Genomic DNA, 22,617 nt, shown 5'->3' with positions numbered 1-22,617 from the left:
ACAATTTCTTTATTTCTTACCTATTATTGACATAACCCCTCGCTATTATCAGCAAGGTCGTTGTAAAATCGCGCTAACTACCGACTCAACCTATTCAAACAATACCTGTTTATGACGTTTGTGGGTTTGTGTTTGCGAATTTTCACATTGCATATTAATTTCATGACAGAAGTCCATGGACCAAGATAAGTTTACTAACATCTATCGCTTACCAGGTTCGTTACAGATACGAATCGCTAAGTGGCAAAAGACCTTTCGCGGCACATCTGATTTAGTTCTTCATCAGGTGCTAGTGGAACGTAATAAGCAATTTAAGAAGCCGAGCTTTTTACCGAAGAGCTGGTTTATCACGCCTATTGACGAGAAAGATATCACCATCACTCATCATGGTAAGTATATCCAGACGGTAATGCGTACTATGCTCGACAGAAAAGTGTCGTACAAACGCCTTTTCTTATCACGTATGAACGCCGAAAAAGGCGAAAACGTGTTGCGTGAATATAAGCTCGAATGGGTGAGAAAACACAACCAAATCGCGAAGAAATACAACCAAATAAAGAAAAAGCAGTACATGAACTTTGCAAGGGAAGAAGAAGAAACACTATACCCTTCCATTCCTAAAGGAGAGTTCGATAAAACGCTTTGGAACAAGTTGGTGGTTTCTAGTTTTGGACCAGAGAAGAAATACAAAAACCCCCACTACGTCCGTAAAGCTGATTTCTAAAAAAATCCCCCGACTGCTCGGGGGACTTTTCGTTTCGCTCTCGATGATTTACCAATCGTAGGTAAGATTCGCAATCACATTTCTGCGATCACCATACCAACAGAAGCCGTCACACGTCGCGACATACTCTTTATCAGCTAGGTTTTTCGCCGCCACCTGAAGTTTGTAATCACCAATACGATAGCTTACCGTCGCGTCCATCAAGAAATAGCCTGGGACCTTCAACGTTTCAGTGTTGTCACCGTAGGATTCACCCGTATATCGAGCACCCAGCCCGAAAGATAAACCATCAAAAGTTCCTTCAAGGAAACGGTAATGTGCCCATGCAGAAGATACCGTGTTTGCTACTTGAGACGGCGTATTGCCAACCCAAGATGTATTTACATCCTCTTTGATTTCCGAATCCACATAAGCGATGTTACCAAGCAGAGTTAGTGACGGCGTCACGTTAGCAACCGCTTCTAATTCGAGCCCTTTGTTCTCTACCTTACCAATCTGAGTCAGCTCGTTGAGGTAAATACGAGCGAGGTTCTCTTTAGTTGCTTGATATGCAGCAACGTTAAAGTAACCATCAAACGAACGAGGTTGGTATTTCACACCAACTTCAAACTGATCACCGCTTTCCGGTTTAGCGGGTTTACCAGCACTGTCTTGTTGAATGATTGGGTCGAAGTATTGTGAGTAACTAAAGTAAGGCGTAAATCCAGAATCCGTGATGTACGCTGTACCTAAGCTTAACGTCCACTCTTCATTATCCACTTTGGTGCGTGAGCCTGTGGTTACGTTATGTACTTCATTACTCGTATTGTCATAACGCGCCCCCAATAACACAGCCCATTTATCGTTGATCAACATGTGATCTTGAAGATAGATACCAAGCTGTTCATTATCCACCTTAGTACGTTGTTTATCTGCGTCCGTTAGCGGTTGAAGTGTGGTTGAGTCAAGTAACCAAACGTTGTCTGAATAACTTGGGTTAAACACATCAAAACGTGGGTCAGGCAGCATACCAATTGGCGTTGTTAAGATAGAGTCACCGTCCGCAACCAATGGATCACTGGCAAAGTCTTTGCCATCAATGCTCACCATTTGGTAATCAATTCCCACCATGAGGTTATGTTCCACACTTCCCCATTTCATATTGTGTATCAGACGGTTATCAATATTAAACGCGTCTGATGATCCCTCTTCTGTGGTCGCTGCACGTAAAATACTCTTACGCTCGTTAAGCGGGTCAAGCAATGGACCTAGCCCTGGAACGTCTGCTGCATACACATAGGAGTACATCTGCCTCAGGTTCACCTCCATTTGGCTGTAACGCGTCGACTGCACAAAAGACGTAGTGTCGTTAAACCTGTGTGAGAACTCGTAGCCTAAAGAAAGCTGTTCACGCTCGAATGTTTCCCAATCCGTGTTTCCTATTGCAAGGCTATCACTGATCTTTCCATTTTTGTTTGGCTTTAATGTCCCCTCAACCGGTAAGAATTGCAGATACGGGTCGGAGTCATCTTTCTGGTAGCTAGTCAGCAAGGTAATTTCCGACATATCTGTAAATTTGTACGTCAGTGACGGAGCAATTAAGAACCGCTCAGCCTCGACGCCATCAACACGCGTGCCATTTTTTCTCGCCAGACCTTGAACACGGACCGCGAGCTTTTCATTCACTTCGGAGTTCACGTCTAACGAAATTTGCTTACGATCTTCAGAGCCAAATTCCAGAGACACCTGGCCAGAACCACCATCAAATTGTGGGCGTTTGCTTACTAGGTTGATCACCCCACCCGGTGGGTTTTGGCCATAAAGAACAGAAGCAGCACCGCGCAACACTTCTACTCGCTCTAGTGCAAATGGGTCTATCTGCCAACTGTAAAAACCTGATGAGTAAAGACGAGTGCCATCTTGGTACAAGCCGCTGTTTGCCTGTTTGAAACCTCGGATGATAAACCAGTCTTGCTTGTTATCTTCACCAAAGTAGTTGGTTTGAATGCTTGGCGTATATTGCAGCGCATCTGAAACACTGATGGATGCGCGATCATCCATTTGTTCGCGAGTCACTACAGAAACCGAGCGTGGCGTTTCATTGATCGCTAAATCCATTTTGGTTGCAGTGCGACTCTTAGCGCCAAGATAGCTAAAGTCGGGACCAACAGCACTGTCTTCTTCCAGGCCAATAACAACCAGATTTTCATCTTCTTGAGCAAGCACTTGAGGGGTAGCTAACACCATTGCAATAGCCATTAACGCTGGTGTCAGCATAAACTGCCGATTCATTATTTTCTCCTTTAGTCGGCAACCTTTCCAACCTTTTATAAGCAATATCAACGCACGAATACGATGAGGTTGGTTCCGGCATAACCACTGTTTTCCATAAATGCAAAAGCACAGAATGTGTTTTGCGAGCACTACTTAGTGGGTGATGAGAGCGATCACCCAGTCATAGAATTCTTATCAGTTGTCTTTGTTTGGGTTCGTCGTCTTGCCCAGTGGATTTAAACTCTTACAAACGACGTAACCCCCACATTAGGTACAGGCCCCCTATGATTGAGGCCATGAGACCTGCGGGTATCTCTTGAGGGTAAAGTACTTGCCTGCCTAGCCAATCTGCCAACAACATTACGCCAGCGCCAATTAAAGCCGCGCACAACATATGTTGAGATGCTTTATTAAATCCAAATAGACGTGCCAAATGTGGCGCAAGTAAACCGACGAAGCTGATAGGACCGACGACCAACGTTGCACTCACAGTGAGACAAGCGACAAGGAGTAACAGAACGGCACGGGAGCGATCTACATTTAGCCCTAATGCCTTTGAAGAAGAAGCGCCAATTGGCAAAATATCCAACCATCTTACACACACAAAGCTCAAGCCGATGAAGGTCAACGCCGACACGGCCAAAGGCAGCAAGGTATCCAAAGAAACGTAATAAGTAGAGCCAGAGAGCCAAGCTAACGCCTGATAACTACGTGGATCACCGGTAGCCAAAATAAAACTCTGTATCGCATTCATCAGCGCAGTAATCGCAATGCCTGTCAGCAAAATGCGCTCTGGTTGGAAGCCAGATTTTCTATTCAGTAAAACGATTACGAATATCGTAAGTAAAGCGCCGATCAAACCACCTATCGACAAAGTAACCACAGACGCGCCAACGCCAGTAAACATGGCAATAATTAAGCCAATTGCCGTACCAGAACTGATACCGATAACTTCAGGGCTGGCCATTGGATTGCCACTTAAGCGTTGAATAATGGTTCCTGCTATCGCCAACATAGCACCTGCAATCGCCGCGGCTAGGAGTCTTGGCGTTCGCCATTCTAAAAATAGCCATTCTTTAGTCGAGAAAAGCGACGTCCAACCTTGATTCTGTACAGAAACCGTACTGAAAAGAACCACGCCCGCCAGAATAATCAGAAAGGTAAAAGCGATGGCGTGTTTATTCAGCTTATTGACTCGTTCGGAGTGTCGAGTAAGTACTGTTTGGGTATGCCCTTGTGTCTTTTGCGACAACCGCGGCAGTAACCAAAGTAGGAGCGGAGCACCAAGCGCAGCCGTTGCAGCTCCCGTAGGAATAAAGCTAGCCATTAGACCGGGTAACTGCTGAATAACCAAATCGGTCAATGTCAATAACATTGCGCCGATCAACATCGATATCCAAAGCTTGTGCTTAATCTGATGAACACCAATTAAACCCGTGATTGCCGGAGCAGCTAGACCGATAAAACCGATGATACCAACCGTCGCCACCACCCAAGAGGTAATCAAAACCGCTAAACCCAGGCATGCAAATCTTAGCTTTGCTAGAGATACACCTAAGCTTTTTGCTCCCTGTTCCGATAACTCCAATAAAGTTAATGGCTTAGCAAACAGAAATGCGACCAGGCCGGCAATCGCGACACGTGGGGCCAAATAGCGAAAGTCATCCCACCCACTTTGAACTAAAGAACCTGCTCCCCAAATCATCAATCCATTAAGCTTCTCGGTATTCATCATCAAAATGACCGTACTTAGCGAAGCAAAATACAAGTTAATTACCAGACCGGAAACCACAACAACAGTTGGAGACAAAGCGCGTCGCCAAGATAACAACATCACCAGCGCCATAGACGTAACACCGCCAATCAACGCAACAAGGTTGGCTGAAAGATCCAGCAACCAAGGGGCGAATAACGTCGCCAACATTAAGGTAAAATTCGCACCACTTGCGACACCAAGTGTAGTTGGTGAAGCCAGTGGATTACGCAAGACTTGTTGCATCAATACGCCAGCGACCGCCAATCCTGCGCCCGAAATAATGGTCGTGAAAACTCGCGGCCACCAGCTAAAATGCAGTAAAACCGAATCTATCGATTGAAAATTTGGTTGCCAAAGGCTTTTCAGCGCAACCGGAAATGCCGCTGTGTTGTGCAGATGAACCACACCAACAAACAGAGTAAGTGCCGAAAGTAACACCACCAGCGTCAAAGGAACGGTTTTCATTCACGTTGCTCCTTTTCTTTTTCTGCAGCCACTAAGTGCGCAAATCGAACAGCAGAAGGCATCGAACCAAAGCTCCAAACGGGAGCGACTCGCATAACGGGATGGCCTGATTGCTCAACAATGTATTGCCAAAATTTATCACTCGCGAGTTGCTGCTCCCCTCCATGAGGAAGTGGCTCTACAATGACGAGCTGTGCTGAGATTCCTGCCAATTTATCAATCCCAACCATGTTAAATCCCCAACTGTTGGTTTCTTCTTTCCATGCATTAGAGAGACCGAGCTTGGCAATCGCCTGAGAATAAAGACTGTTTTCACCAAAAACGCGTACGTGCTTGGTATCCATAAATTGAATCATCAATAAAGGAGCAGAATCTGCATCTATTGTTTGCTTGAGTTTGGAAAGTTGCACCTCAGACTGTGCTATTAGAGTTTCCGCCTGCGCTTCTTTTCCCAACTCCTTTCCAAAAGTACGGGTAAATTGAGTGAGTACCGACCAATCCGTAATGCCTTTACCATAGAGATCGATGGTAGTCACAGGCGCGATATCAGCAAGGCGCTCTTTCATAGCAGAGAAATAAGGCGCAATAAAAATACGATCCGGCTTGAGTTCATAAATACGTTCGATATTAGGTTGCGTCCTCAAACCCACATCTTTGGTTTGCACTGGCAACAATGGCGCTTTTACCCAAGCATCGTAATCTTGCCCTTGCGCAACTCCCACAGGCACAACACCAAGTGCCAACATGGTTTCAGTTTGGGTCCAATCGACAGACATAACTCGTTGCGAGGTTGCATCAACTGGGAAGGTTAAAAAGAGAGCCGTAAGGGAGGCTACGTGCTTTAACCAAGAAAAACGAAGTATGCAGTTCATTGTCGACTCCGCTTAGCTTGGCATTGCTACTGGATATCCAGCGGGGTGATCTGAAATACGCATTTCAATGCCATATATTTCTTTCAGCTTGGGCTCAGTGAACACTTGTTGAACATCACCTTGTGCAATCAAATCACCTTGATGTAGGGCTACGATGTGGTCACAGAAGCGAGCGGCTAAATTGATGTCATGCAGAACAATGATGACCCCTAATCCAAGCTCTCTACTTAACTTAGCGATCAAAGAAAGCATATCGACCTGATGGCTAATATCGAGCGCCGACAGTGGCTCATCAAGTAGCAAGTATTCCGTCTTTTGAGCAAGTAGCATGGCCAGCCACACACGTTGTCGCTCACCACCAGAAAGCGTGTCGACTAAACGATCAGCATATTTCAACGTTCCAGTCATCTCCATCGCTTCTTCGACTATGGTTTTGTCTTTTGCACTTAAACGCCCTAACAAGCCATGCCATGGATAACGACCAAAACTGACCAAATCACGGCTAAGAATACTGTCCGTCATCGGTAAGTGTTGGGGTAGATATGCGATATGTTGTGCGAATTTTTTTGCGGAAAAATGATTAATATTGTCGCCGTGCAACAAAACATCACCGTCACTGTATGCCTGCTGCTGGGCTAACAACTTGAGAAGCGTGGATTTTCCTGAACCATTGTGGCCAACGAGCGCGTACGTTTTTCCAGTTTCAAACGTCAAATCAAATGCTTTCAACAGAGACTTTCCGTTAATATTGAACTGAAGAGCTTTGGCTTCTAACATCCCTACTTCACCTAATCCATTTAACTATCGGCATCGGTAATACGTGATTAACCCATTCACCTATCCGTTACGTTTCATTATTTCATTCAACAAAACGATTAATAAGCTTGGCTTTATATAACAAGGTAGATACAAATGCAAACCATTATTATTATCATTAGTTGATTATTTTATAAATTTAAAAGATGGTAAGGATCGGTGATTCAGATCGAGTGCGCTCCTTGCTTATCGATAAGGAAGATAACCAAGTGACTTCAAGAAGCAGGATTCAAAACGAAGGGGGAATTTACGTTTCGAGACGATTGGGCAAGCGGCTAAGTGATAGGCACTTGCCCATAAGATGAATTACGCTGCGGCGGTGAGAAAAAGTGGATGAGGTCCGCAGCCGTTTGATGACATTAGTGACGAGCGTCAGCGCCAAATTCTACTTCTTTATAGATATCGGCCAGCGACTTCTTACCTTGTCTGTCTTTGACTGAACGCTTCTTAGGTTGGTAATAATGCTCTTGGTCATGCAAAGCTTCTTCGTGTTCTTTTGCAGACTCTACGAATTCATCATTCGCAAGTGCTTGTTGGCGTAAGCGGTTTACTCTTTCAAGGGTTTCCCACAACATACTTCACCTCCAAACGAGTTACTGTATACATATACAGTATTGTTTATAATGACCTCCTAGTCAACATTTTGATTCCCTTCACGGTTTACTCCTCTACTTTCACATTAATCCCATGCCTGCATAATGCTCTGGGTATTTATGGATGATTTGCTTTAAGTAATCTTGATGATCACGTAAAGCGTTGACGCATTCTCTTGATAACAATCCCTGATACACAAGCTTTTCTAACTCTAATAACGCATATGGGATCGACCACGCCTGACGATATGGATGGTGGGTAGTCATCACATCGAACACATTAGCGACAGCGACAATTTTGGCCGCAATAGGAATATCGATGTCCTTCAATCCATACGGATAACCCGACCCATTTAAGTTCTCGTGTTGATATGTCATGATTTGGTGGAACAAGGCAATGCTTGGATGCACTGGGTTACCAATTCTCGCAACAATGTTATCTGCGGCTTCTATGCATTGTTCGATGTGCTCTTGTAGTCGCGATTCTTGCTCGCAAGATAAATGATGGCGACGGCAAACAATGTCGGCTGGTAAAGCGGTCTCACTCAAAGAGTGGTATCTCGCAAACATCCCAATCTGCTCCACCACTTCATCACAGAGTTGGTAACGGTCGGCAATGTGAGTGGCGATCACTTGACTGTAAAGTCCCATCCTCTTGCTATGAGAAAACACTTCGGGCGAATAGCCTGGCATCAAGCAGTGCATCCGTTCTGCAAGTATTTCGATTGCATTAACCACATGGTCCTCCGATTCCACAGCAAACTGTACCATTTCGAAATACGGTTTGAGGCCATTCAGCGCTTCTAAACTAAAGGCATTTGGTTGGATGGAGTTGAGGAACACAAAACCAGTAAAGGTTTGCTGATCATAGCAAGGGACAGCAACAGAGGAATGATAACCGTGTTTAAGTAATGTCTGAACACGTGAGCAATGGTTGATGTCGTAGAGATCGTTAACCACACGAGGGACGGCGTTATCAGCCGCGAGACTAAGATTGTGAAGCTTGCGCAAAGGCGCTTCATGATGCGCTAGACACCAAGTATCAAACTCACTTTCAGCAAAAGATTTTAGCACACCTTGCTTAGGGTGATATTTGGCAAACGACACCCTATCAATGCATGGCAAATGGACCTGCATCCTATTTTTCAATGTTTGCATTTGCTCATTAAGCGGCTTTGCAAACGGGTAAAAACTCCGGTGCGCCATACTTCACCTCCACACCCAAGTAGAGAAATACCGAAGAAAAGGCTCATTAAAGTCAGCGTATTTGATGTGATTAGAGCGGCTTTTCTCCACCTAAATTATCGACATACCACAATATAAGTGTACGAAATAAAAACAGTTTCCCGCCAATATTTTCACCGAATATTCTACGGTAATTTAATCCAGATCAAAAAAACCAGTGCGCTGTAACACACTGGCTTTCGTTTTATTCACCGTTTTTATTAACCAAGCGCAGGTAATACTCCCAGAGTAATCAATACTTGTGCCAAAACAATGCCTGTTCCTACAATCCCCGTTACCGCCAACGCACCTTGGCCTCCTGCAACGCGGTATTCACCAGTAAACTCTTCAGAGCGACGTACTTTCACCACCATCACCAGAGGTAAGAAAATCGCAAGGATTGCCAGCGCAATTGCAGCATAACCTAATGCCATAATAAAGCCTTGTGGGTAAAACAGTGCAAAGCCAAGCGGTGGCGTAAAAGTTATGACAGCCGCCACCAAACGGTTTGGTTTTTCACTATCGCCTTTGATGGTGTCACCCAAGAATTCAAACAGGCCTAAACTCACTCCCAAGAAAGAGGTCAGAAGAGCTAAGTCGGCAAATACACCAACAACACTGCCAAGATTGGACTGATGAACCGTTTGAGAAAGCTGTCCAATCAGTGCACTCAAACCACCATTTTCAACCAGTGTTTCTTGGCTTACGACGCCTAAAGTGACGATCTGCCAGAAGATGTAAATCACTAATGGAATGGTCGAACCCACAATGATCGCTTTACGTAGCGATGATGTGTCGCCGTCTAGGTAGTTCACAATCGCCGGAATACTGCCGTGGAAGCCAAACGAAGTAAAAATAACTGGGATGGCGGCAACAATCAGTCCTTGCTCTACAGGCATGCTTAATAGGTAAGATTCGGTCACATTTGGCGCAAGAAATGACAACACTGCAATCATGGTCACCATTTTAAGACCAAACAGCACGCGGTTTACTTTGTCTACAGTGCCAGTACCCACTGTCACAACCATGGTCACAATGAGAGTAAAAATGATGGTTGAAGTCGAACCTGAAATATCTAGACCAAACCATTCGGTGAGTCTGTCACCAAACTGAGCACCACCACCAGCGATATAAGCAGCACACAATGAGTAAAACAAGAAAAGCATGGCAAAGCTTGCAACCCACTTGCCCTTCTGACCAAGAATTTGTTTCGCTAGAGTATGAAGAGTTGCACTGCTATCGGCATACTGATGAAGCTCCAACATCAATAGCGCGGTAAACGCCATTAATGCCCACAGACCTAGCATGATCAGCAAGGAAGTCGTGAAACCAATACCCGCAGAGGCAAGAGGAAGTGCCAGCATACCGGCACCAATTGTAGTCCCTGCAATAATCAGGGTACTACCAAACACTTTAGATCGACTCATTGTATATTTATCTTTACAGCTTAATAAGATTTATTAGCATCAGATCGGGCAACGGCACCATAAACCTAACACCATGTTCGTAATGAAGCTGATTCTGTAGGATCTTTAGAATAATATCAAGTAAAGTGTAAGGATAAAAAACCACTACTGTACATTTTAATTTACAGCCATATCTTAAGTGCGAATTTCAGAAAGTAACTGAGCACATTCTTGCTCATTCATGAATTTGGGTACTGGGTAGTTCCAATGCGCTTCTTTCAAGATCAACGCCACTAACTCTTCTGTGTCCGAACTGTTAAGCACTGGTGTGTGTTTTTCGATGCCAATCGCTTTATACAACTCTTCGATACGATCGAGAAAGTTTTGGGCACTGGCAGAATCGGCGCTACTTCCTAACAAGGCGTCACTCAAAGCAATCAGTTGTGGCTCTATCTCTGGTAGCGAAAACTTAAGAACCGGTAACAAAGCAAGACCATTCGCCATTCCATGTGGCAATCCATATTTTGCTCCTAAGATATGGGCAAAGGCATGAACGTAACCTAAGCTCGCTTTGGTGAACGCTAACCCAGCATAATAAGATGCCATCGCCATTTTATGCCTTGCTTCTACGTCTTCCCCCTGTTCTACCACTTTAGGCAAATACTTAAAGATGAGTTTAATGGCTGCAACGGAATAGGCTTTTGTTTCTTGTGATGCATTGCGGGATACATACGCTTCAACAGCGTGCGTCAATGCATCAATCCCCGTATCCGCCGTAATCTTTGCTGGTAAGCCCAACAACAGATCTGCATCCAATGCCGCCATCAATGGCACGAGTTTAGGGTCCATTAACGGCGTTTTAAGGTGGGTAACGGGGTCGGAAACTACAGCGGCAATGGTCACCTCAGATCCTGTACCCGATGTGGTTGGGATAACAAATAAAGGCGCTGGTGTTCTCCAGACACGAAACAACCCCGCGAGTTTTTTGATGGGACGCTTATTCGTCACTTTAGCGGCAATCACCTTGGCACAATCCATTGCCGAGCCACCACCCAGCGCTAAAATCGCATCGCATCCGGATTCCAGATAAACATCTAAGCCACGTTCAACATGGTCATAAGTTGGGTCTGGCTTCACCTCTGAGAATACAACAACCTCTAATCCATTAGAGCTTGCGCGCTCTGCAACTTGCTCTGCCATTCCGATCTGGACAAGCCCCTCATCTGTCACCAACAACAATCGCTGAAAGCCCAGATCGCTGACCGCCTCACACAGTTCATTAACGGAGCCAGAACCCGAAAATAGCGTTGGTTTTGGCAGAGGAAGAACGTGAGCGGCCACTTTGAGTCCATTGGTATAACCGCGATAGAGAAAATGTTTCAGCATACAAATTCCTTTTGTGTTTTGGCTGAGCGTATGACTTAGTCATTCTAGATGTTTTTTCAATCACTTCGAGATCGAGAGCTCACAGAATCTTGTATTTGTTTCTCTCACAGCCCAACCCGACCAAACCAATGATTATCGACTATTCTATTACTTATGTACCAACGCTTGAGGACATGCCATGGGATACAAGCTGTTTGCTCTGATGGCCTTTTCTGGCTCAGTTTTCGCGAGTTCATTAGCGAGCTTTCCAGAAAACCTCGACAGACTTGTGCTTGTAAAACAGAGCGTTATTCCGGCCAGAGATGTAGTGTTGCCACCAAACACACCCACTTTTGTGCAAGAAACAGTGAAGATGTACAACTGGACGAATCAAGGAAGAGGCACAAACCTGAGCATATATGTCCCAAAACACAAAGTAGAAGCTTATAAAAAGCACGGCCCATATACCGATGGCTTAACGGCAGTTGCGATATACGAAGAAGAAAACATTATTTTTGTCACCGAGCATCTTGCTGGTGAAACGCTTTACGGGAGTTATGATCGGCAGGGAAACGACATATCCGATAGTCACCCCTCTCTGAGAATTGAAGCTTGCTATCGCTGTCATAACGGATACAAAGACATCTGCGTCAATGGTACTTGTGCGGTGCCCATCATTGATGTGTTTAATGAGTAATTCATATTGTGGGAACATCAATAAGAATAAAGATCTTCCTCTCGCATTTTGTTCTCGTCATTCTCATGATTGGTGCTTTGGGTTACTACAACTTTCATAACTCAATGGACACCATCATTAAAACGACGATCGTCTCTCGTGAGCAGAGTGCGAGCGCGCTAATTCATCACATCAGCGATGCGGTTCATGGCGGCAACTATGCAAACTTAATGTTGCCAAGCTTTAAAGGTGAATTGGAAATGCATACGGATTTGCGTTACCTCTACGTCAACGGCTATTCCTCAGTGTCGAAAACCCCAGTGTCCGTCACTTACAATAGAAATGCCCAAGAGATTTGGCGATCCGATTATCCCCCAACTTTTGAACAGGACTTAGATCAACGCATTGCCAGACTAACATCCGTGAAAAAAACAGGCTCACAATCGAGTGTAAAAGTGCAATACCTGCTCGCCCGACTCAATGACGCCCGTGAGCAGTACTATTTAAGTAAAGAGTTGGAAGAAGACCACACGTTGGATCTCTACCCTTGTCGGGTAATCGGAAAAAGCCACATAAGCTTTGAGAAAGACATCCTCTATATCACATTACCATTAAACGGGGACATTCAAGGCAACATTGAATTGCTTTACGACATACAGCTCGTAAGGGATATTCGAGAGGAATTTGTTGTCGATTCTATCCGCGAAATCGTGTTAGGAATGGCGATTTCTTATCCTCTTTTGTTGTTGCTTTCTTATCACATCTCTTCGCCAATCAACAACTTATCTACTTTTATGCGTCAAAATTTTGAAACCATCAGTTTGTTTCAAGTCCCTAATACCAAAAGAAAAGATGAAATCGGAGATTTAGCGCGCGCCTTTAGCCATCTTGTCGACAAAGTTGTCCGCAAAAACAGAGAACTCGATGACATGGTGAAGCACGACCCCTTAACCGGTCTGTATAATCGCCGTTCTCTTGAAGCATCATTTCGCTCATTGTGTTATCAATCGAACAAAATGTTCATCGCGTGTTTCTTTATCGATATCGATCACTTTAAGGAGTTTAATGATCATAGAGGTCACTTGCAGGGTGATAAAGCCTTGCAAAAAGTTGCGAAGACCTTGGAATCTTTCGCCGTGCAAACTCACGGCTATGCTTTGCGCTTAGGAGGCGAAGAATTTGTTGTGCTTGCCCCTGTTCACGATACTAGAGAGGCGTTAGCGCGAGGCAACCAACTGCGCGGACGGGTTAAACAACTGGAAATCATTCATCATGATGAGCCGATCATCAAGTATCTAACCATCTCCATTGGTATTAGCCTTTCAGAGCGCACGCAAGCCGACATCATAGACCCAAACCGCCTGTTAGATGAATCAGACGAAGCCTTGTATGCAGCAAAAGATCTAGGCCGCGACCAAGTCGTGCTCTATTCAAACGAAAGCAGGGACAGCGCCTAAACCCAGCCCCTCAAAATCATTCGCTTAAAAGGCCAACCTAGTAAGTCAGCTCTGGATCGACACAGTGGAAGATCTCACCACTGCCCTGACCTTTTTCCAGCATCTCAAAAAGTAAACGAGCCACTTCTTGGCGGTATACCAAACCATGCACTTCTTTAGGTTCAACCAACACACCATTGCCCGTCACTTCACCATCTTTCAAGCCGCCTGGACGAATGATGGTGTAATCCAAGTCGCTGGTTTGTAGCCATGCTTCCGCTAATGACTTCTCACGCACAACACCACCAAAACCCGCTTTAGAACGGTCAGAAAGGTATTTCCAGCTATCACCGCAACCAAGTGACGTCACTAGAACAAAACGCTTTAGAGAAGCCTGACACGCAGCGTCAACCAGATGTCGATGCCCAAGATAGTCCACTGGGATATCAGCACGGAAGCTACCCATGGTGCTGATGATAATGTCATCTTGATTGAGCTGTGCAACCACCGCGTTAACCTCTTCCGCAACAGTGGCATCACATGCAAACGTTGACTGACAAATCGCCTTTAATTCTGGGCTTTTGTCTGGATTTCTCGCCACACCGATAACTTCAGCACCTTTCTCTGCAAAATACTGTGCAATTGCCAAACCAAGACCACTACTTGCACCCCAAACCACCACTCTTTTCATAACTTACCTTCCACACAACAATGATAATGAGAATACTTTACATCACTAATTGGTGGCTTTTCAAAGGAAGTCAATCGAACACCTAAAATTCTTTCTAAATCAATACGTAGTTCAAAGAACTGAACGATACTTTTCCCCTAGTGATGAAATTTACGTGCGACAACCAGTATTATTCCCGCCATAACTATAAACACATCCTATGCTCGTCATATTTGCTATCAGTTCGCTGCTGCATTCCCTTAAAACTAGAAAAATGAGCATAGGGAAAACAAAAACGTCGGTATTTACCATGTCGGTTTTAACAAAGAATCAGGCTTATGATTCGTCGAGTAATCACGAATTTGAAGTCGATCTAAAACAAGCCCTTATCTGGGTGGCGCGTGCGTTAGATTACGTAGGCGTCGACGATTCTCACCACAGCCATCGGGTGGCTTACATCGCATACCAATGCGCTCTCGCTTTAGGTTGGGATAATCACCAAGCCGAGTTCTGTTACTTCGCGGGAATGGTTCACGACTGTGGCGTCTCAGAAACCCGCGAGCACATGATGTTGCTCGAACAGCTCGTCCCTCAAGACGCCAAAGCCCATTGCATTCGTGGTTACCACACACTTAAGCAGTGTCGCTTGCTGGCACAATTCGCTACTCCGATTCTTTACCATCACACGCACTGGGATGAGTTGGAACAGATTGATATTCCCCCTTTCGAAAAAAACGTCGCCGCATTACTCTATCTCGCGGACCGTTTAGATTTTATGCGCGCCCACTACGTCACTAACTGCCATAGTGATCTTGTCACTTTACATGAAGAACTGATCGCTGAATGTGTCTTGGTTAATGCAGGTACCTTGTTTCATCCCGAAATGTGCCGTGCCATGGTCAAACTTATCATGACAGACGCGTTTTGGTTCGCCATGGAATCCGAACACATCGAAACTATTGGAATGCAGTTTGAAAATATCGATTGGCTGCAAAAGCAATTAAATATCGAAGATCTCACCAGTTTAGGACTTTTCCTTGCAAGAATTGTCGACGCAAAAAGTTCTTTCACCTATCAACATTCACAAAAAGTGGCGGAACTGTCTCGTTACTTAGCGAAAAAAATCGGGTTGGATGAGCACGACCAAGAAATGATCTACATCGCAGGGTTGGTACATGACATTGGCAAGCTAAAAACACCAGATGAAATCCTTCATAAAGAAGGGCCACTGAACCAGCAAGAATACACTCGCATCAAGCGCCACACGATTGATACTGAACTAGCCCTGCACAAAGTATTTCCGAATGCCAAGATTGCCGAGTGGGCTTCCAACCATCATGAGCGGTTAGATGGTTCAGGTTACCCTTATCATAAAACGGCGGAAGCTTTGGATGTGCCTTCTCGTATCATTGCCGTTGTCGATGTCTTTCAAGCGCTTTCTCAAGACCGCCCATATCGAGGCCGTATGACATTACAAGAAATCGCAATCATCATGGGTGAACAAGTAGATTCGGGAAAACTCTGTGCCGACGTTTATCAGGTGTTATGGTCAAACAGGCAAGCGTGTTATGAGCTCTCAGTAGGTATGTAACGCCGAGCGTTCTAGACAAACCAAACAACAAAGGGACACCAAGTGGGTGTCCCTTTGTCTTCTTGAAATCAATGAAACCGCTTAGTGAGCGATATCAAGCTGGTTGTCTTTCACACCATTAATGCGGAACCAACCTGCAATGCTAAAACGCTCTGCATTTGTCGGTAACACTTCGTGAGGAAATTGCTCTGATAAGAATACAAACAAGCGACCAGAACGTGGTGGGATCGTCGCAATCACGTTGTCATTCAAATCATAAACCACCAACTCGCCAGCATCTTCTTCGCTCCACGATTCATTCATGTAGAACACGGTTGTTAGACGGCGATTTTCATTGCCTTTAAAGCAGTCGAGGTGTTTTTGGTAGAAATCACCTTTCTCATATTTCGCAAAATGCGCTTCGTACTCAAACAAACCGAGATAGAAGTAACGGTTTGCTTCTAAGCGAATCGCTTCCATCTTGTCTAAAAATGAGGTTACTGCCGAGCCCATGTCACGCTTCAACCATTGAATCTTATCACTACGAATCGATTCAACACGTGTCACATCGTCGTTACGACCAATACGTGCTTTCTTCCAATTGTCTGGAATACAGTCACGCAGCTCAGCCACTTCTTCTTGAGAAAGGAAATCATCCCAGATGTAGTATCCGTCCGTCGATAACGCATCGATCAGTTTGTTCATTCTATTTCGTTCACTTGTAAGAGTTAGGGCGGTCTATATAAGAAATTCGTGCTACAACAACAAATTCCATTTTTAATCGACACGACAAACCCTTGCTTTTCCTTATGTCCAGACATAAAAAATCCGCTCAGGAGAGCGGCCAGTTTTGAGTTCGATTATCGCACTTGCAATGCAATTGAACGAGGTCGAATTGGACGAATTCGTTGAATCACTGGGCGTTGTTTTTTCTTAAGTTGGATATGACACATTTCCAACACTAAACCAAACGCCATCGCGAAATACACGTAACCTTTGTTGATGTGAATAGCAAAACCTTCTGCCATCAACAGACCACCTAGCAAAACTAGGAACAGTAGAGCAAGGGTCTTAAAGCCCGGATAACGCGTCACTAGATTGTTGATTTTCTCCGCCGTTAACACCATCACAATCGCTGACGAAATGATCGCTGCCACCATGATTGGTACTTCGCTCGTTAGACCAACCGCAGTAATCACCGAGTCCATCGAGAACACAGCATCAACCGCAACAATCTGAAGCAGAACCACAGCCAGACCAGTACGAACATGAGTCGAGTGACCGTGCTCAGTGTGGGTTAACCAACTCCACAACTCTTTCAAGCTTTTCGCCAGTAGGAATGCACCACCCGCAATCATAATCAAATCACGACCAGTAAACGCATAGTCGCTGAAGCTAATTAACGGCTGAGTAAGTTGCATGATCCAAGAGATCGAGAACACCAAAACAATACGCGCCATCACCGCTAGGCCAATACCTAGGTTTCGGGCAAGTTTACGCTGGTGTTGTGGTAATCGTTCACACAGAACGGAGATGAATACGACGTTATCAACGCCTAAGACTACTTCAAGAGCAAACAAAGTAGCGAAGATAGCCCACGCTTCTGGTTGCATGAAAAGTTCTAACATGAGTACGCCTCCGGTGATTGGAAGTCATACAGTGAATTGTTCAGTCGACTAAAGGGGTCGTCCATTAAGTTTTTAAAACCTCTGTTACTTAGGAAACGCGAGTAAATCACCTCCTCCAGTTGTACGCAACTCCTTATTTTGTCAGGCTTGTGTAAAGCATCTTTCGTCCTCTAAGGGATATAAGCCATACTCACCCCATCAAGTGCCGAGTTGAGCCAAACTATTACATCGAACACGAAAAGAAACGCCTCTTTTTGCGTGCTTCAACAATCGTAAAAAAATGTTTCATAATAATATTTTGATATACTGAGAAAAATCACACGAGTTAGGGTCTGTTGACCTTTCGTGATGATTTTTGCAGCAGTTTGTAGATGTTTTATACAAGGCAGAGGCTTTGATATGTAGCTATTCTACCTGATAAGCCGATAACGCAGTAGAAAGCACCTACAAACGCTGCCCAAAGGGTTCGGCTAAAAGCGTTTTATTCTTTGTTGAGTCAATTTTACTTAGAGCCACTAGGCTTCAATCGACTCGCCGCGATTAAAACGCTTTTATCTCGAACAAAATTTAACCACGAAAGATAAACAGACCCTAGCCTTGCGAATGGATTACATAACACTCTCACGCATTAGCCTTAAACACCTTACTGTATTGCACATGCTGCTCACGACACATAGCGTGACTCAAGCGGCGGAACAGCTCTGCGTGACCCCTTCCAGCGTGAGCAAAACGCTCAGCCAATTGCGCGACATTCTTAAAGACGACCTTTTCTACCGCGATGGCACTCGTTTAGTCCCGACTCCGTTTGCTTTGAACATCGGCCCTTCTGTTCATGGCATTCTTTCCAGCATGAACGGTTTACTCTACCAAGGCTCGTTTAATCCCGCGTATTACGAAGGTCGCTTTTCTTTGGCAATGCGTGAAAGTACCTTCGAGATTTTCGCACCCATGCTGCAAGACTTGTCTCAGCAAATGGGGAGCCGCGCACAACTCAATGTGTATGCAAAAGAACAAATGAGTTTTGATTCTCTGATCCGTGGGCAAGTCGACTTTATGATTCTGCCGCACGATATCAGCCAACCACCAACGCACAACAAAGACTTGGTTTGGCAGACGATTCTAGAAGACGAAATGATCTGTTTAATGGGCAGCAATAACCCGCTAGTGAAAGAGGAACTGTCGGTAGAGAACTACTTGTGTGCGAGACACATTGGTATTCACGATAAAGATTTGTCCCAACCTTACTTTGAGCAGAACTTAACTCAACGTTACGCCAAACGCAGCGTCGCCATGCACGTGGCCGATTTTGGATCGGCTGCGGTAATGTGCCACCATTCAGATTATCTGTTTACTTGCTCGAAACTTTGGGCACGAATGGCGCTGCAAGCGAAGGGATTGATAGAGAGACCTTTGCCGTTTGAGTACGGACAAGTGGCGTATAGTTTGGTATGGAATAAAGCGAGCCTGAACGATCCCGCTTTAAGATGGCTACAACAACAAGTGCTTAAGGCTTGTGAAACCCTCGGTGGATGCCGCAAACCGAGAGTGAATAAACTCTAAACTGGTTCACCTTTACTGCGCTACACGTAGACCGATGGCATGGTCATTGGTCTGCTGACAAATTGACTTAATTGAGCGTGGAAGCGTTCCATTTCATCTTGGGAACATTTTTCCCATTCCAGAGCTTCACCCGTGACACCATGATGCTGAAAGGCATTCAAACGAATGTTGACCGATTCTGGCAACGATTGCAGATAATGCCCCACCGTTGCAACTTCCGTATCTAAATCGCTTTTACCCGGAATATGAAGCAAACGCACTTCGTACAACTTGCCTACTTGCGCTAAATACTGAATGGTTTGGAATACTCGGTGGTTATCTCGCCCGACTAACCAGTGGTGCGTTTCACTTTGCCACGATTTAAGGTCAATCATCGCACCATCCATGTACGGCAAGACTCTTTCCCAACCTACGGTGGATAAAGAACCATTGCTATCGATGAAACAAGTGAGATGCTGCAATTCAGGATCGTGTTTGATCCCTTTGAACAGCGCCATAATGAAAGGGAGTTGTAAGGTAGATTCCCCACCGGATACAGTAACACCGCTAATAAAAAAGCGCTGTTTGCGTATCAAATCGAGCATTGCCTCCACAGAGTAGTCAGAAATTTTAGGATTAGATTGGTGCTGACATATCTCTATACAATGGTCGCAGTGGGTGCACTCCTCTTTAAGCCAAACAACGTTGTTGCTTTCGTCGAACTTCAGTGCGCCAGCGGGACACTCACTCACACAATCACCACAATGATTGCAGTGATTGATAGTGTGTGGATTGTGGCAATTGATGCACTGGTAGTTACAACCCTGTAGAAAGATGACTAGACGGTTTCCCGGTCCATCAACACAAGAGAACGGAAGGATACGAGTTACCTTAGCCAAGAGGTTTTCCGAACGTCTAGTCATCTTATTCTTATCCGTCACCCATTACTTAGCGTAAGTCGGTGACATTTCGTGGCTCACCACACGTGGTGAACGCTCTAAAATACCGGTGTTCTTCGCCGCTTCTGCGCCTAGGAACGTCGTATTAGTACGTGACCCTTCTGCATCGAACTTTGCGATATCTGACAGTTTGACCATGTAACCCGTTACGCGAACCAAGTCGTTTGACGCAACGTTTGCCGTGAACTCACGGTATCCAGCATTCAATGCGCCTTTGCACAGGTTGAACATCGCTTCTGGGTTTGATTTCACTGTTTCGTCGATAGTCAGAATGTCACTGATGCCAGAACGGTAGTATTGGTGATGACCTGCCGTTGCTTGCACGTAAGACACTGGGTCTGGTTCGTTGCCGTAAGGAATACGAACGCCCGGTGTTACATCCAAATCTAGGCTGATACCGCCTTGTGCGTGCAGCAGTGCTTTGCCCTCTAGACCAAACTTCACTGGTGTGCTTTCGACCAATTCAGACAATTTTGCCGAGATCGCGTGACCGAGCTCGTTTGCCGTTGCATCTTGGCCGTAACGGCTTGCACTGCCCTCTTTTTCTAGTAACACATTCACTGCTTCTGCCATACCGTTGATGCCATACATTGGCGCAAAGCGAGATTCTTCGATCAAGCCTTCTTGCGCTAGAAAGCCTTTGAAGAACTCAGATTTTTCATGCAAATGTGAAGCGCGTGCGTCCATCAGCTCAACCATCAAGCCGTGATATTCTGGCAGCACGTTATTAAAGAAATCATCACGGTTGTCTGCACGATTCGCCGCTTCTTTTAGGTTCATACGCACTAACGTGTTTGAACCGCCAGCCAATGGCAAAGAGTTGTAGCAGCTCACAATACCAAAGCGAGCACCTTCGTAGGCATTCGCGTGCATTGGGTAATTCGCGATGTGTGGCTTGCTGCACTCACAAATGTTTTGTGTTGCTTGTTTTAACAAAGCGTCTGGTGTGACGGCTTCGTCGTACATGAACGTTAGGTTTGGCGCGATCTGTTTTAGCTCGGCGTCAACTTTCAAAATCGTGCGGCAAATGATGTTGTCCGTCGGACCAATGTTCACGTGCATAAACGCATCTGGCAATGTGCGATCCAGCATAATCCAGAAGTGTTTCAGTTTTTTGTAAATTTGCTCGTCAGTAAGATCACCGACGTAAGGCATCAACACATCATCAAGTTGACCTAGGTAAACCGGAATGCTGGTTACCGAAGGCACGTGATGGTAAAGGATGGTCAACATGTTGATCGCATCATCAAAATCTTCTGCTGGAGCTAACTCCAAGTATTCAGAACCTTGAGAAAGAAATTTTGCGTAGTCTGGCAAAACATAGCGCGGCTTAAACGGCGCGTGACCTTCAAACATGTCACATATGACGCCTTGCTGCATCGCTTGGCTTACCTCGTCAGAGACGGTCATATATGGAATTGTGGCTTCGGCTTCCAAAGCAAGAAAGTTTGATTTCTGTTTTGGAGACAAGTTGCTATCGGTCGCGATAGCAAGGAAACGCTGCTGAAGATCAGAAAGGCTTTGAGTCATCTAAGATGTTCCTGGAGAAAATACAACGAATACGCCCTTTCGAATCATTTGTTGATTTCAAATCATCGTTTGAGGGGACGCGTTGAATTTTACGCTCCAAGAGTCTTTGCCACTAATGAAAAAAACCAAAACTCCGATTTCCATTTTGGAAATAAGGTTTTTCTAATTTAGTCTATGATTTAATAGCTTAGATTAATCCGCGGTTATTTAGCTTCGATGCGCGGTCGACAAAGCCACACCAGCGCTGATGAAGACACCACCTGTAAGACGGTTGAACAATTTAGCTCTTCCCTTTGCAAATAACCAGTTTGATGTCCTCACACCGAGTAATCCATAGAAGGTTAACCAACTCAGCTCGAACACCACAAACGTACTAGCAAAGATCATGTATTGAGTGAATAGCGATGCAGAAGGGTCAATGAATTGAGGAAATAACGCGGTAAAGAATACAATGGCTTTCGGGTTGCTTGCACCAACGATAAAGCCACTTACAAACGCGCTGAGATAACTAGAAGAAGACTGTTCTAACTTTGCGTGAGAAAAATCCGTCTGTTTGGATCGTAGAGCTTGGATACCTAGCCAAACCAGATACCCCGCGCCACACCATTTGATGATGTTAAAGACCAACTCCGAAGAAGCAATCACGACGCCAAGGCCAGTAAAAGACAAAGTAAGAATGATGGTGATCGCGGCTAAGCTACCAAGTGCCGTCATAAAGGCGTGGCGAAATCCGCAGCTAACACCTTTGCTTAAACAAAGTAGCGAACTAGGCCCAGGAGAGGCAGTCAGGACAAGTATTGCGAGGGTGTAATAAATCCAAGTATCGAGTGGCATTGGCGCTCCTTTCCAATGTACGGATAAATGAGTGAATCACGTGGGATAACAGCCTTACTCAACGTTTCTATCCATGAAACATCACGTAGAGGGCTCCACATCATTCTGCTCATAACTGAACTAACTCAAAACCAGTCGTACTCCTCAATAAGCGTTCCGAGTAAGGAACCAGAGCGAGAAGCCAGAGCAACAAACATGCCTCCATTTATCTATCTTCTCGTTCACGTTGAGTTGTTTAGTTATGCAATCAACATACTGATAATATGCAATCGTGTAAAGTAATTACTTATTGGACAAGCAT

19 protein-coding genes are annotated in these 22,617 nt (G+C 45.0%); 5 read left to right on the top strand and 14 right to left on the bottom strand.

Annotated features, from left to right (window positions below):
- Nucleotides 1–175 precede the first annotated feature (175 nt).
- Entirely contained in the window at nucleotides 176–724 is a 549-nt protein-coding gene (locus ATB76_RS16005; protein WP_061035686.1) for a hypothetical protein, read from the top strand.
- A 48-nt stretch (nucleotides 725–772) separates the two neighbouring features.
- Here ATB76_RS16005 and ATB76_RS16000 read toward each other — a convergent pair whose 3' ends face one another.
- The 8 genes from ATB76_RS16000 to ATB76_RS15965 form a co-directional block, all read right to left on the bottom strand.
- Complete coding sequence (locus ATB76_RS16000; protein WP_061035685.1) at nucleotides 773–2,995, bottom strand: TonB-dependent siderophore receptor; 2,223 nt, start codon at nucleotides 2,993–2,995, stop codon at nucleotides 773–775.
- 226 nt (nucleotides 2,996–3,221) lie between these two features.
- Nucleotides 3,222–5,198, bottom strand: a complete 1,977-nt coding sequence (gene fhuB, locus ATB76_RS15995) for a Fe(3+)-hydroxamate ABC transporter permease FhuB (RefSeq protein ID WP_061035684.1) — start codon at nucleotides 5,196–5,198, stop codon at nucleotides 3,222–3,224.
- Nucleotides 5,195–6,070 (bottom strand): ABC transporter substrate-binding protein, encoded by an 876-nt coding sequence (locus ATB76_RS15990; protein WP_061035683.1) that lies wholly within the window; start codon nucleotides 6,068–6,070, stop codon nucleotides 5,195–5,197. The genes fhuB and ATB76_RS15990 overlap by 4 nt, the downstream gene beginning before the upstream one ends.
- A 12-nt stretch (nucleotides 6,071–6,082) precedes the next feature.
- Nucleotides 6,083–6,847 (bottom strand): ABC transporter ATP-binding protein, encoded by a 765-nt coding sequence (locus ATB76_RS15985; RefSeq protein ID WP_038872222.1) that lies wholly within the window; start codon nucleotides 6,845–6,847, stop codon nucleotides 6,083–6,085.
- 398 nt (nucleotides 6,848–7,245) lie between these two features.
- Nucleotides 7,246–7,461 carry a hypothetical protein gene (locus ATB76_RS15980; protein ID WP_061035682.1) on the bottom strand — a complete coding sequence of 72 codons (216 nt, stop codon included), beginning with the start codon at nucleotides 7,459–7,461 and terminating at the stop codon, nucleotides 7,246–7,248.
- A 99-nt stretch (nucleotides 7,462–7,560) separates the two neighbouring features.
- Nucleotides 7,561–8,685 carry an HD domain-containing phosphohydrolase gene (locus ATB76_RS15975; protein WP_061035681.1) on the bottom strand — a complete coding sequence of 375 codons (1,125 nt, stop codon included), beginning with the start codon at nucleotides 8,683–8,685 and terminating at the stop codon, nucleotides 7,561–7,563.
- A gap of 239 nt (nucleotides 8,686–8,924) precedes the next feature.
- A complete protein-coding gene (locus tag ATB76_RS15970; RefSeq protein ID WP_038872212.1) occupies nucleotides 8,925–10,130 on the bottom strand; it encodes an aromatic amino acid transport family protein in 1,206 nt (401 codons plus the stop codon).
- A 174-nt stretch (nucleotides 10,131–10,304) separates the two neighbouring features.
- Nucleotides 10,305–11,495 carry an iron-containing alcohol dehydrogenase gene (locus ATB76_RS15965; protein ID WP_061035680.1) on the bottom strand — a complete coding sequence of 397 codons (1,191 nt, stop codon included), beginning with the start codon at nucleotides 11,493–11,495 and terminating at the stop codon, nucleotides 10,305–10,307.
- A gap of 178 nt (nucleotides 11,496–11,673) precedes the next feature.
- Here ATB76_RS15965 and ATB76_RS15960 point away from each other — a divergent pair, with 178 nt between their 5' ends.
- Nucleotides 11,674–12,171 (top strand): hypothetical protein, encoded by a 498-nt coding sequence (locus ATB76_RS15960; RefSeq protein WP_061035679.1) that lies wholly within the window; start codon nucleotides 11,674–11,676, stop codon nucleotides 12,169–12,171.
- Nucleotides 12,172–12,179: 8 nt separating this feature from the next.
- Nucleotides 12,180–13,607: a GGDEF domain-containing protein gene (locus tag ATB76_RS15955; protein ID WP_240538042.1), complete on the top strand. Its 1,428-nt coding sequence runs from the start codon at nucleotides 12,180–12,182 to the stop codon at nucleotides 13,605–13,607.
- A gap of 37 nt (nucleotides 13,608–13,644) precedes the next feature.
- Here the strand turns inward: ATB76_RS15955 and ATB76_RS15950 are convergent, their stop codons facing one another.
- Nucleotides 13,645–14,277, bottom strand: a complete 633-nt coding sequence (locus ATB76_RS15950) for an SDR family NAD(P)-dependent oxidoreductase (RefSeq protein ID WP_061035677.1) — start codon at nucleotides 14,275–14,277, stop codon at nucleotides 13,645–13,647.
- Nucleotides 14,278–14,566: 289 nt separating this feature from the next.
- Between ATB76_RS15950 and ATB76_RS15945 the strand changes: the two genes are divergently transcribed.
- A complete protein-coding gene (locus ATB76_RS15945) occupies nucleotides 14,567–15,847 on the top strand; it encodes an HD domain-containing phosphohydrolase (protein ID WP_061035676.1) in 1,281 nt (426 codons plus the stop codon).
- Nucleotides 15,848–15,928: 81 nt separating this feature from the next.
- Here ATB76_RS15945 and ATB76_RS15940 read toward each other — a convergent pair whose 3' ends face one another.
- Together ATB76_RS15940 and ATB76_RS15935 are read right to left on the bottom strand one after the other, a co-directional pair.
- Complete coding sequence (locus ATB76_RS15940) at nucleotides 15,929–16,531, bottom strand: 2OG-Fe(II) oxygenase (protein ID WP_038872201.1); 603 nt, start codon at nucleotides 16,529–16,531, stop codon at nucleotides 15,929–15,931.
- Nucleotides 16,532–16,686: 155 nt separating this feature from the next.
- The gene (locus ATB76_RS15935; protein ID WP_038872199.1) at nucleotides 16,687–17,454 is read right to left on the bottom strand and encodes a TerC family protein; all 768 of its coding nucleotides are present in this window, start codon (nucleotides 17,452–17,454) and stop codon (nucleotides 16,687–16,689) included.
- A 603-nt stretch (nucleotides 17,455–18,057) separates the two neighbouring features.
- On the opposite strand from ATB76_RS15935, the gene ATB76_RS15930 reads away from it, so the two are divergent.
- A complete protein-coding gene (locus tag ATB76_RS15930; RefSeq protein WP_005442091.1) occupies nucleotides 18,058–19,014 on the top strand; it encodes a LysR family transcriptional regulator in 957 nt (318 codons plus the stop codon).
- A gap of 20 nt (nucleotides 19,015–19,034) precedes the next feature.
- Here the strand turns inward: ATB76_RS15930 and ATB76_RS15925 are convergent, their stop codons facing one another.
- The 3 genes from ATB76_RS15925 to ATB76_RS15915 form a co-directional block, all read right to left on the bottom strand.
- Nucleotides 19,035–19,916: a YjjW family glycine radical enzyme activase gene (locus ATB76_RS15925; RefSeq protein ID WP_039976692.1), complete on the bottom strand. Its 882-nt coding sequence runs from the start codon at nucleotides 19,914–19,916 to the stop codon at nucleotides 19,035–19,037.
- Between the two features lie 21 nt (nucleotides 19,917–19,937).
- Nucleotides 19,938–21,482, bottom strand: coding sequence for a YjjI family glycine radical enzyme (locus ATB76_RS15920; protein WP_061035675.1), 1,545 nt, complete (start codon nucleotides 21,480–21,482; stop codon nucleotides 19,938–19,940).
- A gap of 207 nt (nucleotides 21,483–21,689) precedes the next feature.
- Entirely contained in the window at nucleotides 21,690–22,316 is a 627-nt protein-coding gene (locus tag ATB76_RS15915; protein ID WP_061035674.1) for a LysE family translocator, read from the bottom strand.
- Between the last annotated feature and the right edge of the window lie 301 nt (nucleotides 22,317–22,617).

The organism is Vibrio sp. MOR3, assembly GCF_001557775.1.
In the GTDB taxonomy this organism is placed as follows: domain Bacteria; phylum Pseudomonadota; class Gammaproteobacteria; order Enterobacterales; family Vibrionaceae; genus Vibrio; species Vibrio jasicida.
This window is presented reverse-complemented; position numbering and strand designations above follow the sequence as displayed.

Bases quoted from the DNA above. Each gene is read 5' to 3' on its own strand.
- ATB76_RS16005 (WP_061035686.1), top strand. From the start codon at position 176: ATGGACCAAGATAAGTTTACTAACATCTATCGCTTACCAGGTTCGTTA.
- ATB76_RS16000 (WP_061035685.1), bottom strand. From the start codon at position 2,995: ATGAATCGGCAGTTTATGCTGACACCAGCGTTAATGGCTATTGCAATG.
- fhuB (WP_061035684.1), bottom strand. From the start codon at position 5,198: ATGAAAACCGTTCCTTTGACGCTGGTGGTGTTACTTTCGGCACTTACT.
- ATB76_RS15990 (WP_061035683.1), bottom strand. From the start codon at position 6,070: ATGAACTGCATACTTCGTTTTTCTTGGTTAAAGCACGTAGCCTCCCTT.
- ATB76_RS15985 (WP_038872222.1), bottom strand. From the start codon at position 6,847: ATGTTAGAAGCCAAAGCTCTTCAGTTCAATATTAACGGAAAGTCTCTG.
- ATB76_RS15980 (WP_061035682.1), bottom strand. From the start codon at position 7,461: ATGTTGTGGGAAACCCTTGAAAGAGTAAACCGCTTACGCCAACAAGCA.
- ATB76_RS15975 (WP_061035681.1), bottom strand. From the start codon at position 8,685: ATGGCGCACCGGAGTTTTTACCCGTTTGCAAAGCCGCTTAATGAGCAA.
- ATB76_RS15970 (WP_038872212.1), bottom strand. From the start codon at position 10,130: ATGAGTCGATCTAAAGTGTTTGGTAGTACCCTGATTATTGCAGGGACT.
- ATB76_RS15965 (WP_061035680.1), bottom strand. From the start codon at position 11,495: ATGCTGAAACATTTTCTCTATCGCGGTTATACCAATGGACTCAAAGTG.
- ATB76_RS15960 (WP_061035679.1), top strand. From the start codon at position 11,674: ATGGGATACAAGCTGTTTGCTCTGATGGCCTTTTCTGGCTCAGTTTTC.
- ATB76_RS15950 (WP_061035677.1), bottom strand. From the start codon at position 14,277: ATGAAAAGAGTGGTGGTTTGGGGTGCAAGTAGTGGTCTTGGTTTGGCA.
- ATB76_RS15945 (WP_061035676.1), top strand. From the start codon at position 14,567: ATGTCGGTTTTAACAAAGAATCAGGCTTATGATTCGTCGAGTAATCAC.
- ATB76_RS15940 (WP_038872201.1), bottom strand. From the start codon at position 16,531: ATGAACAAACTGATCGATGCGTTATCGACGGACGGATACTACATCTGG.
- ATB76_RS15935 (WP_038872199.1), bottom strand. From the start codon at position 17,454: ATGTTAGAACTTTTCATGCAACCAGAAGCGTGGGCTATCTTCGCTACT.
- ATB76_RS15930 (WP_005442091.1), top strand. From the start codon at position 18,058: ATGGATTACATAACACTCTCACGCATTAGCCTTAAACACCTTACTGTA.
- ATB76_RS15925 (WP_039976692.1), bottom strand. From the start codon at position 19,916: ATGACTAGACGTTCGGAAAACCTCTTGGCTAAGGTAACTCGTATCCTT.
- ATB76_RS15920 (WP_061035675.1), bottom strand. From the start codon at position 21,482: ATGACTCAAAGCCTTTCTGATCTTCAGCAGCGTTTCCTTGCTATCGCG.
- ATB76_RS15915 (WP_061035674.1), bottom strand. From the start codon at position 22,316: ATGCCACTCGATACTTGGATTTATTACACCCTCGCAATACTTGTCCTG.